Raw genomic sequence first — 12,874 nt, forward strand, 5'->3', positions numbered from 1 at the left:
CGCCGGGGATCGGGCAACTGCCCGATCTTTCACCCGGTCAGCCCGCGGCGCATCGCGACCAACGCGGCCTGCGTCCGAGTCGTCACCCCGAGTTTCGCGTAAATGTGCTCCAGATGCGTCGAAACCGTCTTGCGGGACACCGTGAGCGCGGCGGCGATCTCCGGATTCGAGAGTCCGCGAGCCAGGTGCAGCAGGACCTCGGTCTCCCGCGCGGTCAACCCGTCCGGCGTCCGGCGGACCCGCTGACCCGCCGCTGCCAGAACCGCGCTCACCGCATCGGGATCGAGACGTCCGGCGCGGGCTTCGGCGGTCAGCACCTGCGCGGCCGCGTCGGGAACCAGCGGCGCGCGGTGCGGACGTGGTTCGCCGAGTGCGTGGTAGACGTCGGCGGCGGCGAGAACCCGGGACGGCATCGGCAGGGCGTCGCCGGAAAGCCCGTGCGGGTAACCGGAACCGTCGAGGCGTTCGTGGTGGTGCGCCGCGCAGCGGGCGACCGCGGCGAGGCCGGGCATTCCGGCGAGCATCCGTTCGGTCAGGTACGGATGCGTGCGGGCGCGTTCGGCCTGCGCGAGCGACCACGGCCGGGTCGCGTTCCAGATCGCGCTCGGGACGCCGATCATCCCGATGTCGTGCACCCAGCCCGCGCGCCGGACCAGCCGGGCGTCCGGTGCCGGGAGACCGAGCCGGGTCGCGCCGTCCGCGGCGAGCGAAGCGACTCCGCGGGAATGCCCCAGCCGCGGCGGGGATTTGAGGTCGGCGAAGTCGGCGAACGCCTGCAATGCGCGGTCGAGTTCGTCCTCGGTCAGCTGCGCGCCGAGCCTCGGGTCGAGGGCGATCACCTCGTCCCAGGCCTGGATCCGGTCCAGTTCGGCCAGGATGTCGCCGCGGTGGTTCAGAAAACAGTCGACCAACTCCGGATCGAACTGGGTGCCGCGGCGTTCCCGGGCGACGGTGACGGCGCCGTCGACGCCCGCGCTGTCGTGGAAAGCCTCGACGTTGTCGGCGAGTTGCACCAGCCGGATGGCCGGGTCGAGGTCCGCGCCGCCGGCGTCGCCGGGGACGCCGCGGCCGTCCCAGCGTTCGAAGGACTGCAGCAGCGGACGGCAGACGTCCTCGCCGAGGTCGAGCCGTCCGGCCAGTTCGCTCGCGCTTTGGCAGTGCGCCTGCATGACCTGCTGCACCGACCGGCCCGCCGTCGCGAGGAACCGGCCGACGAGCGCGGCGCGGCGGAGTCGCGGACCGCCGCGCCCGAGGTGCCGCAGGACGAACATCGCCATCGCGACCCCGGCGAGGTCGCCGTCGTGGCTGTCGGCGTACAGCTCGGTCTCGTCGCCGAACAGCTCGGCCAGCTCGCTGGTGTCGGCGGCGCAGCCCACCCAGGTCAGCAACGACGTGTAGTAAGCCGCCGCGCGCACGCTGTCGTCGGCGCCCGCCGCGTCGGCCAGCCGCAGGGCGATCACGGTCTGCCGCAGCACGCGCTCCATCGGGCGGCCCATGCCGAGATCGGCCACCAGCGACAGGGTGGCGACCAGCTCGGACAACCGCACCGGCGCGGCGTTGTTCACCCCGGAAAGTCGCTACTGAAACTCCCGCTGTTACGCCGGACGGGGCAGCCCCGACTTCCAGGCAGAGTCCGGAGGTGCGCGATGGCGACCGAGGTGCCGACGTTCTGCCCGCTGTGCGTGTCGAGGTGCGGGGCTACCGCGACGGTCGAGGACGGGCGGCTGCTCGCGCTCCGCCCGCTGCCCGGCCATCCGACCGGTGCCGCGATCTGCGTCAAAGGCAAGGCAGCGCCGGAGATCGTCGCGCATCCGGACCGGCTGCTGCATCCCCTTCGCCGCACCGCTCCGAAAGGTGCGGCCGACCCCGGATGGGAGCGCGTCAGCTGGGACGAAGCACTGGCGATGATCGCGTCCCGGCTGACCGCGATCGCGGAGGAATCGGGTCCGGAAGCGGTGGTGTTCGGCAGTTCCTCGCCCTCGACGTCGGCGATGTCGGACACCGTCGAATGGCTGACCCGGCTCCGGCGCGCCTTCGGGAGTCCCAACTTCGTGAGCTATATGGAACTCTGCGGCTGGGGCCGCCACCTGGCCACGCTCTACACCTGGGGCGAGCCGGTCCCCGGCGCTTACCTGCCCGATCTCGAGAACGCGCAGTGCATCCTCTACTGGGGCTACAACCCGTCGGTCTCGCGGCTCGCGCACGCCACCGCGACCACCGCCGCGCTGCGGCGAGGGGCCAAGCTCGTCGCGGTCGATCCCCGGCGCGCCGGGCTGGCCAGCAAGGCCGACGAATGGCTGCGCGTCCGCCCCGGCACGGACGCGGCGCTGGCGTTGTCGCTCACGCACGTGATGATCGAGAATGATTGGTACGACAAGGAATTCGTCGAACGGTGGACCAACGCGGCGAAACGGGTCAGCCCGTCGCGCCGAGTCTGGGACCTGATCGCCGAGGAGTGCGCGAAGTACCCGCCCGAGGTCGCGGAGGAGATCACCGGCGTGCCCGCGGAGCAGATCGTCGCCACGGCCCGGCTGCTCTGGGAACACCGCCCGGTCGCGTTCTACACCTGGAGCGGGCTGGAGCAGCACAGCAACGCGACCCAGACCGTACGCGCCATCGGCCAGCTCTACGCGCTCACCGGATGCATCGACGCGCCCGGCGGGAACGTGCTGTTCACGCCCGTGCCGACCAACCCGGTCGACGGCCGGGAGCTGCTGGCGCCCGAGCAGCGCGCCAAGACCATCGGGGTGCGGGAGCGTCCGCTCGGACCCGCCCGGTTCGAGTTCGTCACCGGCGAGGACCTCTACCGCGCGGCGCTGGACGGCGTGCCCTACCGGGCCCGGGCGCTGGTCAACTTCGGCGGCAACCTGGTCATGGCCCACGGTGACAGCGCGCGAGGCCGGGACGCTCTCCGTGCGTTGGATTTCTTTGTCCACACGGATTTGTTCCTCAACCCGACCGCGGAGCAAGCGGATCTCGTGCTGCCCGCGACGAGTGCGTGGGAGACCGAAGCGCTGCGGATCGGTTTCGAGACAAGCCAGGCCGCGCAGTCGACTGTCCAATTGCGACAGCCGCTGGTCGCCGCGCGCGGCGAGGCTCGGCCGGATCTGCGGATCATCTTCGACCTCGCCGTCGCGCTCGGAGTGGGCCATCAGTTTTTCCACGGCGACATCGAGGCGGCCTGGCGACACCAGCTCGAGCCCAGCGGCCTCACCCTCGAGCAGCTGCGCGCCGCCCCGAAAGGAATCCGCCTGCCGTTGCGGACGGTCTACCGCAAGTACGAACGAAGCGGCTTCCAGACGCCGTCCGGGCTGGTCGAATTGTACTCAGAACCGTTGCGGGCACACGGATATCCGCCGCTGCCGACCTTCGCCGAACCGTCGATCAGCCCGCGGTCTCGGCCGGATCTGGCGACGCGCTACCCGTTGATCCTCACCTGCGCGAAGTCGCTGTTCTTCTGCGAAACCCAGCATCGGGAAATCACCAGCCTGCGCAAATCCGCACCCGATCCCGTCGTCGAGCTCCATCCTGAAACCGCCGCGGACCGGGGAATCTCCGCCGGGGACTGGGTGCGGTTGGAGACGCCGTTGGGGAGAATCCGCGCGAAGGCGAAGTTCAACGGCAACCTGCGCCCCGACGTCGTGTGCGGACAGCACGGCTGGTGGCAGCCCGCCGACGGACTCGGCCAGCCCGGCTACCCGCCGTTCGGCGACGACAGCGCGAACCTCAATCTTGTGCTGAGCCAAGGCCCGAGCGACCCGACCAGCGGCAGCTCGCCACTGCGCGCTTCGCTGTGCGAGATCACCAAAGACGGCTAGCCCAGAGCCCGCGAAAGCGCACCCAAGCTGATGTCGACGATCGCGCGAAGCTGCTTCTGGCTCGCCCCGGCCCGGCTCATCACCGCCAACGACTGGTTGACCGCCGCGAGGTGCACGGCGAAGTCATCCGCGTCAGGCACCTTCCCGGCACGCAACGCGGTCCGCAGCCGCGTGTGCTGACGGCCCAGCACTTCGGTCGCGCGCGCCGCGATGCCCGGGCTCAGCACCGGAATCGCCATCGCCGTCTGGGCGACGAGACATCCGTCCGGCACTTCGGGGTCAGCGATGCGGTTCAGCGTGACATCGAAGAACTCCCGTATCGCCCCCAGCGGTTCCTCAGCCGCCTTCGCCAGAGCTTGGTCGTACCTGTCCCCGTAGCGCGTCGCGTACCGGTCCAGGCAGCGCAGGTACAGCGCGTCCTTGTCGCCGAGCGAGGAGTAGATGGAACTGCGGTTCAGCCCGGTCGCCTTTGAGAGGTCGTCGAGCGAGGTGTCGGCGTATCCGGCTCGCCAGAACAGGGCCATCGCCGCGTCGAGCGCGACGTCCACATCGAACTGCTTCTTCCCGGCCATCTGCCCAGCGTAGCGCATCTTGAACTGATCGGTTCAAGATGCGCTACGCTGAAGTCATGACTGCCGCCGCGAACCCGATTTCCGCACTGCCGCTGCCCGACCTACCCGGCTTCACGCACCGCTGGGTCGATGCGGACGGCGTCCAGTTGCATACCGTGGAAGGCGGTCAGCCGACCGGCCCCGCCCTCGTCCTGCTCGCCGGATTTCCGCAAACCTGGTGGGCCTGGCGCAAAGCGATGCCGGGCCTCGCCGAGCGATTCCGCGTCGTCGCGATCGACCTGCCCGGGCAAGGGCACTCCGACCGCCCGCACGACAGCTACGACACCCACACCGTGGCCGCGCAGGTCCAGGCCGCGGTGACGGCACTCGACGTGCCGAAGTACTGGCTGGCCGCCCATGACGTCGGCGCCTGGGTCGCTTTCTCGCTGGCCCTTCAGCACGAAGCGCACCTGCACGGGGTCGCGCTGCTCGACGCCGGCATCCCCGGAGTCACCCTCCCCGAGTCCATCCCGACAGATCCCGAGCGGGCTTGGAAGACCTGGCACTTCGCGTTCCACCTGGTGCCCGACCTTCCCGAGACCCTGCTCGCCGGTCGTGAACGCGAGTACGTCGACTGGTTTCTGAAAGCCAAAACCCTGTCCCCGGATACTTTCGACAGTGCCGAAACCGACCATTACGCCGCCGCCATCGCCGCCGAGGGCGGTCTCCGGGCTTCGCTCGCCTACTACCGCGATGCGGCCGAGTCAGCGTGCAAGAACCGCGCCACCCTGGAGCAACGGCGTCTGACCGTCCCGGTCCTGGGCATCTCCGCCTCCCACGGCTCGATCCCCGACATGGCCGCTTCCCTCAGCCCCTGGGCGGACAACACGACCGGCGTCGTCATCCCGGATTCCGGACACTTCATCCCGGACGAACAGCCCGATGCCGTCGTGGCCGCGTTGACCGAGTTCATCGAGCGCTAGTGCGACGTCGGATTTGCGCCAGCGCATGACGTCCTCGCGGCGGAAGACTGGCGGGCATGATCGACGTTCTCGACCGATTCCTCGCCGCCAGCACCGAATTCGGCCAGCGCTTGCCGTCCGTCCGCCCCGACCAGTGGACGGCCCCGACGCCCTGTGCGGAATGGAACGTGCGCCAGCTGGTCAACCACATGGTGCGGGGGAATCTCAACTACGTCGATCTGCTGGCCGGGAGCAGCCGGGAGGACTTCGTGCGCATGCGCGACGCCGACGCCCTCGGCGACGACCCGCTCGCTGCTTATGCCGCGTCGGTGCGGCTGGTCGCCGACGCCTTCGGCCGTCCGGGCGCGCTGGATCAGGTGCTCGACTACCCGTTGGGGAAGGTGACTGGGTGCCAGGCGCTGGCCGTGCGTGCTACGGATTCGGCCATTCACGCCTGGGATCTCGCCCGAGCGCTGGGGGTGGATGACGGGCTTGATGCTGACCTGGTCGCTTGGATCAGCGACAGGCTTGGGGAGATTTACGCCGGGTTGGCGGAATCCCCCGTCGCGGCTGAGACGACGCATCGATTCTTCGCCGCGCCGGGGGTGGTCAGCGGGTCGGTGTCTCGGCAGGAGCGGTTGTTGGCCTTGATGGGTCGGAACCCTGGCTGGCACGCGGACTGACCCGCTGCCACCGCGTCGACCCGCTCACTCACCCGAGCCGGGCCGTCTGCGGCTTGTCCGCCGAGGTTTCGTTCAGATCCGCCGAACTCAGACGGATTCGCGGTACACCCGTCGGGCGATCTGCTCGACTTGTTCGACGGTGAGCACCGGCGCGTCCGATCGCTGCACTGCTTGGGTGAGGATCCGCCGCACCAAGGCAGAGGTAGGAATGTGCTCGGCCGCGGCGCGAGCCTTCAGTTCGGCCGCGAGCGCCGCGGGCACTCGCAGAGACAGCGCGGACTGCTCGTTCTCGGCGATGTCATCAGCGACCGCGTCCGCTTCTTCCTCGACGTAGTCGTGCCGGGACCGTGCGTGCCGAAGCATGCGCTCGCGCTTGACCGGATCGGCTTCCTGCCGCGCCGCGGCTTCCTGCTCGGCGATCTCTCCCTGAATCCCGGCCAGCACCTGTTCACGGCTCATGGGCTCAGTCATGATGCATCGTCCTCTCCTCCCAGTGCCGCTCGGTACGCACGCAGGTCAGCGCCGCTGGTCTTCCAGGCGTTGACACCCGAGTGATCCACGTGATCGATGATCACCGTGATCACGAATCCCGCTGCGGACGAGTAGCCGATCACGCGAATGTCCCCCCAATGACTCTTCGGGTCTGGATCGCGGGTGATCCGATGAGGATCGGCTGCCGCCTCCAACGTCCAGGCCGGCTCGATGTCACTGGCACCGGGATATCGAGCCGATCGTGTGCGGATGTACTCACCACCAGCTTCCTCCCACCACAGCCCGATGGTCATAGCGAAATGTAACACATCTGCACACATCTGCACACAGCCGTCTTCGCGAAGCTTCGCGAGCGAGCATCGGAACAGCGGCTCCGCCAGAAGCCGCTCCGAGATCACAACCGGCGCAGCACCCTCTCAAGCGCCTCCCCCGTCGCCTCAATATCCGACCCTGCATGCGCCGTGCTGAGAAAAACCTTCCCCGACGGCATCAACAGCACCCCCTCCCGCACCATCCCCTCCAGCAGCACCGTCCACAGCCCGCCCGTGCCGTGCAGACCCGTCGCCCCACCCGCAGGTACGTACTGCAGCAGCGACCCGACCCGGTTGAAGCTCCCGCTGCCAGGAACCGAACCGAGAACCCCGCCGACCAGGGATTCGAACTCAGCCGAGGTCTTCTCCAGCGTCTCGTAGACAGCCGGATCAGCCAGCACACGCATCGTCGCTTCGACGGCGGCGAGCGCGATCGGGTTGGCATTGAAAGTCCCGGCATGAGTCACGCCATCCGTCACCTGATCGACCAACTCCGCCCGGCCGACGACGGCGCTCTGCGTGAACCCACCGGCCATCGCCTTTCCGTAGACGGACAAGTCCGGAAGCACCCCGTACTTCTCCGCCGCGCCACCACGCGCAATGCGGAACCCGGCGATCACCTCGTCGAAGATGAGGACAACGCCATGCCGATCGCACAAAGTTCGCAGCGTGGACAGGAACTCCGGCGAAGGCGCCTCGACACCGGCATTGCTCATCACCGGATCGACAAGCACCGCGGCGATGTCGCGTTCGACAGACTCGTTCAGAAGCCGCGAAGCCAGCGCGACGTCGTTGAAACGCGCCACCACCAGGTCGTCCAGAACGCTCGGCGACTGCCCCTTGCTTGCTGGCTCCGCAGAACGGTCGCCGTCGGACATCCCGGCGTAAACGGTGTCATGCCAACCGTGGTAGCTCTTCGCGAACTTGAGGATCCGACGCCGGCCCGTCGCGGCTCGGGCTAGGCGCAGGGCGACTTGCACCGCTTCGGTTCCGGTGTTGCTCCACAGCAGACGCTCGCCGTGGGGCACGGCTTCGAGGACCGCCTCCGCGGCGAGGTACTCGAGGGCGTGACCGGTGCCGACTACCTGCATCTTCTTCGCGGCCTCGGACACGGCGTCCAGCACGCGCGGGTCGCCGTGTCCGAGTACCAGTGGGCCCCAGGCCATCACGTAGTCGACATAACGATCTCCGTCCAGGTCCCAGACATGCGCGCCTCGGGCCTCCCGCACGAAAAGCGGATGGGGAAGCATCGCGGCGCGCAGGCCTGACCCCACCCCGCCGCCGACGCTGCGCCGGGTCCGTTCGTAGGCGATCCGCGAAGATTCCAGAGCCATGCGGCGAATCCGTGCCTTTCTTCAGCAGGGCTTCAGTACTTGATCACCGAGCGGATGCCGATGCCGCGCTTCATTTCGTCGAACGCCTCGTTGACCTCCGCCAGGTCGATCACGCGCGTCACCAGCGAGTCGAGGTCGAGGCGGTGGTTCATGTAGTGGTCGACCAGCAGCGGGAAATCGACGTCCGGCTTGCTCGAGCCGTAGTTGGAGCCGACGAGCGAAAGCTCCTGATCGGACATGACAAACGGGTCGATCGAGATCCGCACGCCGTCCGCCACCTGCCCGGCCACCACGGCTTTTCCGCCTCGCGCGAGCACCTCGTAAACCGCCTCGATGGTGCGCGGCAACCCGATCGCCTCGATGGCGACCTCCACCCCGCGTCCGTCGGTGAGCTGGCGCACCCGGTCCGCGAGGTTCTCCCGCCCGCTGTTGACCAGGTCGGTCGCCCCGAAAACGCGGGCCTGCTCGAGCTTCTCGTCGGAAAGGTCCGCGGCGATGATCTTCCGCGCACCGACCAGGCGAGCACCCTGGATCGCGTTCAAGCCAACCCCGCCGCAACCCAGCACCAGGACGGTGTCGCTCGGCCGGATCTGCGCGGTGTTGACCGCCGCCCCGACGCCGGTCGTCACGGCGCATCCGACCAGGGCGGCCTGCTCGAACGGCGCGTCGTTCCGGATCGCGATCGCGGCCGATTCGGGCACGAGCGTGTACTGGCCGAACGTTCCGAGGCCCGCGAAGCTGTAGACGTCCCGTTCGTCCGTCGACGTGACGCGGGTCCGGCCGTCGAACGACAGGTGGTTGGCCGAGTGCTGGCTGACCATGTCGCAGAGGACGGGCCGGCCGCTGACGCAGTAGCGGCATCGCCGGCACGAAGGCGTCCAGGACAGGACGACGTGGTCGCCCTTCGCCAGGGTCGTGACTCCTTCGCCGACGCTCTCGACGATTCCGGCGCCTTCGTGGCCGAGAATCATCGGCGCAGGCGTCTCCCATTCGCCGACGAGGACGTGGAAGTCGCTGTGGCACACCCCGCTCGCTTTGAGCCGCACCAGCACCTCGCCCGGCGGCGGCGTGCTGGGAAGCGAAACACGCTCGACGGTCAGCGGCGCGTCCGGCGAGGTGAAGACGGCGGCGTCGAATTCAACAGTCATCAGAGATTCCCTCCGGGTTCACGCCCGAGCCGTGCGGATGAGCTTCTTGTTGGCGAACTCGTCGATCCCCGCCCGGCCGAGTTCCCGGCCGAATCCGGACCGTTTGACCCCGCCGAACGGCAATTCCGCGCCTTCGAGGCCGACGCCGTTGACGAAAACCATGCCCGCCTCGATCCGGTCGGCGACCCGCATCGCCTGCTCGGGATCCGTGGTGAAAACGTACGAGCCCAGTCCGTACGGAGTGCTGTTGGCCAGTTCGACGGCCTCGGTTTCGGATGCCGCGCGATAGACGGTCGCGACCGGGCCGAACAATTCCTCGGCGGCCGACGGCGAATTCGGCGACACCCCGGTCAGGACGCCCGGCGGGAAGAACGCGCCCTCGCGCCGTCCTTCGCAGACCAGGGTCGCGCCGTCGTCGACAGCCCGCTGCACCTGTGCTTCGAGACGCTCGGCGGCCGCCACCGAGGACAGCGGAGCCAGTCCGTCGGCTGTGGCGAGCACCTTTTTCGTGAATATGTCTAGGAATTCGTCGTAGAGTTCGGCGGCGACGATGACCCGCTTGCCCGCGTTGCAGGCTTGTCCGGCGTTCTCGAATCGCGTGTCCACCGCGGCCTGGGCCGTCGCGTCCAGGTCGGCGGAAGACAGCACGAGGAACGGATCCGAGCCGCCCAGTTCGAGCACTACCTTTTTGAGGTTGCGGCCCGCCTTTTCGGCGATTTCCGCGCCAGCCCGTTCGGAACCGGTGAAGGAGACGCCGCGCACCCTGGGGTCGGCGATGGCATCGGCGGTCTGGTCGTTGGTCGCGTAGACGTTGACGTAGCCGCCCTCAGGACAGCCCGCGTCGGCGAAGATCCGCTGCAGGGCCGCGGAGGATTCCGGACATTGCGGCGCGGGCTTGAGCACGATGGTGTTGCCCAGCACGAGATTCGGCGCGGCGAACCGGGCGACCTGGTAGTACGGGTAGTTCCAGGGCATGATGCCGAGCAACGTGCCGATCGGCTGGCGACGGACGAACGCCGTGCCCTCCCCCTCGAGCAACTCGACGGGCTCGTCGGCGAGGAACTTGTGTGCGTTCGCGGCGTAGTACGCGTAGATCGACGCGCTGAACTCGACCTCAGCGGCGGCTTCTTCCAGCGGCTTGCCCATTTCCCGTTGTGCGATGCGGGCAAGTTCGCCACTGCGCTCGTTGTGCAACGCAGCGACGGCGTTCAGCACCTCGGCGCGCTCAGCCAGGGTCGTCTCTTGCGACCACTGCCGGTACGCGTTCGCAGCCGCTTCGAGGGCCTGATTCACGGCCGCGTCAGTCGCGGCCGGATACTCCTGCTCCAACTCGCCAGTAGCCGGGTTGACCACGGCGTACACCTGCTTGCTCATGACGACGCACCCGCTTCCTGCACCGTCTTCACGCCCGAGGCCGCTTTGTGGTTATGCAGCGCGCGGTAAGCGAAGAAGTAGACGAATCCCTGAGTACCCCACGTCGCCAGTGCCGCGGTGTAGAAGAACGTGCGGTTCGCGTCGTCGAACGGGAAGGGGAAGAAGTCGTAGGTGATCGCGATGGTCGTTGCGGCAGCGGTCACCAGCCCGGTCCAGATCGCCGGCCATTTCGCGCCGGCGTTCCAAAGCCACTTGACGAAGTACGCCAGGAAGACCGCCGTGGCGAGGTTGACCGCGACGTAGAACGCGGCGACAGCGAACGCACCGTGGTCGACGCGGGGGTCTACGCCGTGGAATTGCCGGAGGAACAGCCCGGCCGCGGTGGCGAGCGCGAACACGCCGACGTCGACGGCGACGCTCGGCTTGTAGTCGCGGGTCACCTTCATCAGACCCATCACGAGGATGAGCGTGATGCCGGTCGACCGCGAGAAAGCGTCCAAGAAATACGCGACGTCGTAAAGGACGCTGCCCGGGTTGGCGCCGAGCAGCGACCAGACGAGAAAGTTGCTGCCCGAAGTCGCGACGACCATCCATTCGAGACCGAGCAGGTAATTGCCGTAACGGCGGATGAATTTCCAGCCGAAGAAGTAGCCGACGAAAATCATCCACACATCGGCGAGCAGGAAAAGGATGTCCTTCATCGCGCCAGCACCTCCTGGGATTCGCGCGCCACCGCGGCCGCGACGCGCTCGGCCGCGCGCTGCCCGGTCAGGACTGCGCCGTTCATGCAGCCCGCCCACTCGCCCGCGGTTTCGGTGCCCGCCCAGTGGACGCGCCCGTGCGGTTCGGTGAGAGCGGGACCGTAAGTCGTGGTCGCGTAAGGACCGACAGCCGGGTTCGGGCCGCCCGGCGCGAACGGCTCCTCTCCCCAGCAGTGGTCCAGATAGTCGATCGGCGCGCCCGCTTGCGTGCCGTACAACTGGACGAGCTGCTCGAGGACCATGCTGCGGCGCCGTTCGGGGCTGAACCCGTCGAACACCCGGGGGTCGCAGAACGTCATCAGAATGCCCGGCCCGTTGGCGTCGGGCGAAACGTCGAAGGTGATGAACACGGTCCCGGTGTCGGTCAGCCCCTCGCCGGAAAGTCCGTTGGCCCGCCAGAACGGCTTTTCGTACGCGACGAACGCCTTGCTCAGGATGCCCATGCGCCAGTTTTTCGCGAGCCCAGCCGCCTGCTCGGGCAGGGCGGGGCTGAATTCGATCTCGGCACGCTGTGGCGTCGCGACCGTGACAATCGCGTACTTCGCCGTGATTTCTTCCGAATCGGTGCTCACTGTGACGCCGTTTTCGTCTTGCGAGATCCGGCGAACCGGCGTCCCGAGAACAACGCGGTCGCCCAGTTGCTCCGCGACGCGCTTTGCGATCTCCTGGGTGGTTTCGACGTACCGTTCCTGTTGCTGGCCGCCTTCCACGTCGAGCATGTGGTCGACTCCGCCCGCCGCGCGGATGTAGCGCAAGGCGTGCAGCAGCGAAACGTCTCCTGGGCTGCAGCCCCACTGCACCTTGCTGACGACGGTCATCAGGGCGCGGGTGGCCGGAGCCGCGTGCTTCCGGTCGAGCCATTCGCCGAACGAGATCGCGTCGAATTCGCTTGCCTGAGGCGAATTCCAGGCCGCTTCGACGTCGATGCTCGCGACCAGTTTGTTCAGCGCCAGCTGCACGCGCGCCATGTCGACCAGCGCCGCGGGCGAGACCTTCGGAATCGTGCCCTGGTAGGTACGGCGCCGTCCGGCCATCCACAGCACGTTGCGGCCTTCGGCGAACTGGCCGGTCAGGGTGCAGCCCGCCCGGCTCGCGAGGTCGCGGATCGCCGTGTGCCTGCGGGAAACCCAGGTCGCGCCGAGGTCGACCCGCACCCCGGCCACCTCGCCGGAGAACGACCGGCCGCCGACGCGGTCGCGGCCTTCCAGGACGAGGACGGACTTGCCCATGCTCACCAGACGGTCGGCGGCGCTCAGCCCGGCGAATCCGGCGCCGACGACCACGACATCGACCGAGACGGCCTTGGGGCGGGTATTCCGGGAACTCGACATGATTTCCTCCTTTGCCCACGCAGATGCGTGCAGCGAGATGTAGTGCGGGTGAGGCCAGTAACCGCGGACCGCGCGGGCTGGCCGTCGCCAAGGGAGGGAATTTCGGCTT

Annotated in this window: 12 protein-coding genes; 3 read left to right on the top strand and 9 right to left on the bottom strand. The window is 68.2% G+C overall.

Annotated features, from left to right (window positions below):
- Positions 1 to 29: 29 nt before the first annotated feature.
- Positions 30 to 1,565, bottom strand: a complete 1,536-nt coding sequence (locus tag DMP23_RS24030) for an HD domain-containing phosphohydrolase (RefSeq protein ID WP_337822582.1) — start codon at positions 1,563 to 1,565, stop codon at positions 30 to 32.
- 81 nt (positions 1,566 to 1,646) lie between these two features.
- Between DMP23_RS24030 and DMP23_RS24035 the strand changes: the two genes are divergently transcribed.
- Positions 1,647 to 3,818 (top strand): molybdopterin-containing oxidoreductase family protein, encoded by a 2,172-nt coding sequence (locus tag DMP23_RS24035; protein ID WP_337822583.1) that lies wholly within the window; start codon positions 1,647 to 1,649, stop codon positions 3,816 to 3,818.
- Here DMP23_RS24035 and DMP23_RS24040 read toward each other — a convergent pair.
- Positions 3,815 to 4,390: a TetR/AcrR family transcriptional regulator gene (locus DMP23_RS24040; RefSeq protein WP_337822584.1), complete on the bottom strand. Its 576-nt coding sequence runs from the start codon at positions 4,388 to 4,390 to the stop codon at positions 3,815 to 3,817. The genes DMP23_RS24035 and DMP23_RS24040 overlap by 4 nt on opposite strands.
- A 56-nt stretch (positions 4,391 to 4,446) precedes the next feature.
- Between DMP23_RS24040 and DMP23_RS24045 the strand changes: the two genes are divergently transcribed.
- Both DMP23_RS24045 and DMP23_RS24050 read left to right on the top strand, forming a co-directional pair.
- Entirely contained in the window at positions 4,447 to 5,352 is a 906-nt protein-coding gene (locus DMP23_RS24045; protein WP_337822585.1) for an alpha/beta hydrolase, read from the top strand.
- A 56-nt stretch (positions 5,353 to 5,408) separates the two neighbouring features.
- Positions 5,409 to 6,014: a TIGR03086 family metal-binding protein gene (locus DMP23_RS24050; protein ID WP_337822586.1), complete on the top strand. Its 606-nt coding sequence runs from the start codon at positions 5,409 to 5,411 to the stop codon at positions 6,012 to 6,014.
- 87 nt (positions 6,015 to 6,101) lie between these two features.
- Here DMP23_RS24050 and DMP23_RS24055 read toward each other — a convergent pair whose 3' ends face one another.
- Genes DMP23_RS24055 through DMP23_RS24085 form a run of 7 tightly spaced genes read right to left on the bottom strand, consistent with a single transcriptional unit; the run spans position 6,102 to position 12,765 of the window.
- Entirely contained in the window at positions 6,102 to 6,485 is a 384-nt protein-coding gene (locus tag DMP23_RS24055; RefSeq protein WP_205673393.1) for a ribbon-helix-helix protein, CopG family, read from the bottom strand.
- The gene (locus tag DMP23_RS24060) at positions 6,482 to 6,904 is read right to left on the bottom strand and encodes a hypothetical protein (protein WP_337822587.1); all 423 of its coding nucleotides are present in this window, start codon (positions 6,902 to 6,904) and stop codon (positions 6,482 to 6,484) included. Before DMP23_RS24060 ends, DMP23_RS24055 begins: the two co-directional genes overlap by 4 nt.
- The gene (locus DMP23_RS24065) at positions 6,901 to 8,151 is read right to left on the bottom strand and encodes an aspartate aminotransferase family protein (protein ID WP_337822588.1); all 1,251 of its coding nucleotides are present in this window, start codon (positions 8,149 to 8,151) and stop codon (positions 6,901 to 6,903) included. The genes DMP23_RS24060 and DMP23_RS24065 overlap by 4 nt, the downstream gene beginning before the upstream one ends.
- A 32-nt stretch (positions 8,152 to 8,183) precedes the next feature.
- Positions 8,184 to 9,299 carry a Zn-dependent alcohol dehydrogenase gene (locus DMP23_RS24070; RefSeq protein WP_134733213.1) on the bottom strand — a complete coding sequence of 372 codons (1,116 nt, stop codon included), beginning with the start codon at positions 9,297 to 9,299 and terminating at the stop codon, positions 8,184 to 8,186.
- Between the two features lie 18 nt (positions 9,300 to 9,317).
- A complete protein-coding gene (locus DMP23_RS24075) occupies positions 9,318 to 10,673 on the bottom strand; it encodes an NAD-dependent succinate-semialdehyde dehydrogenase (protein ID WP_337822589.1) in 1,356 nt (451 codons plus the stop codon).
- The gene (locus DMP23_RS24080; RefSeq protein WP_337822590.1) at positions 10,670 to 11,374 is read right to left on the bottom strand and encodes a transporter; all 705 of its coding nucleotides are present in this window, start codon (positions 11,372 to 11,374) and stop codon (positions 10,670 to 10,672) included. The genes DMP23_RS24075 and DMP23_RS24080 overlap by 4 nt, the downstream gene beginning before the upstream one ends.
- A complete protein-coding gene (locus DMP23_RS24085) occupies positions 11,371 to 12,765 on the bottom strand; it encodes a flavin monoamine oxidase family protein (RefSeq protein ID WP_337822591.1) in 1,395 nt (464 codons plus the stop codon). Before DMP23_RS24085 ends, DMP23_RS24080 begins: the two co-directional genes overlap by 4 nt.
- Positions 12,766 to 12,874: the final 109 nt, after the last annotated feature.

Origin of the sequence: Amycolatopsis sp. A1MSW2902 (genome assembly GCF_017312175.1) — a bacterium.
Lineage (GTDB): Bacteria > Actinomycetota > Actinomycetes > Mycobacteriales > Pseudonocardiaceae > Amycolatopsis > Amycolatopsis nivea.

Bases quoted from the DNA above. Each gene is read 5' to 3' on its own strand.
- DMP23_RS24035 (WP_337822583.1), top strand. From the start codon at position 1,647: ATGGCGACCGAGGTGCCGACGTTCTGCCCGCTGTGCGTGTCGAGGTGC.
- DMP23_RS24080 (WP_337822590.1), bottom strand. From the start codon at position 11,374: ATGAAGGACATCCTTTTCCTGCTCGCCGATGTGTGGATGATTTTCGTC.
- DMP23_RS24055 (WP_205673393.1), bottom strand. From the start codon at position 6,485: ATGACTGAGCCCATGAGCCGTGAACAGGTGCTGGCCGGGATTCAGGGA.
- DMP23_RS24070 (WP_134733213.1), bottom strand. From the start codon at position 9,299: ATGACTGTTGAATTCGACGCCGCCGTCTTCACCTCGCCGGACGCGCCG.
- DMP23_RS24085 (WP_337822591.1), bottom strand. From the start codon at position 12,765: ATGTCGAGTTCCCGGAATACCCGCCCCAAGGCCGTCTCGGTCGATGTC.
- DMP23_RS24065 (WP_337822588.1), bottom strand. From the start codon at position 8,151: ATGGCTCTGGAATCTTCGCGGATCGCCTACGAACGGACCCGGCGCAGC.
- DMP23_RS24040 (WP_337822584.1), bottom strand. From the start codon at position 4,390: ATGGCCGGGAAGAAGCAGTTCGATGTGGACGTCGCGCTCGACGCGGCG.
- DMP23_RS24075 (WP_337822589.1), bottom strand. From the start codon at position 10,673: ATGAGCAAGCAGGTGTACGCCGTGGTCAACCCGGCTACTGGCGAGTTG.
- DMP23_RS24050 (WP_337822586.1), top strand. From the start codon at position 5,409: ATGATCGACGTTCTCGACCGATTCCTCGCCGCCAGCACCGAATTCGGC.
- DMP23_RS24045 (WP_337822585.1), top strand. From the start codon at position 4,447: ATGACTGCCGCCGCGAACCCGATTTCCGCACTGCCGCTGCCCGACCTA.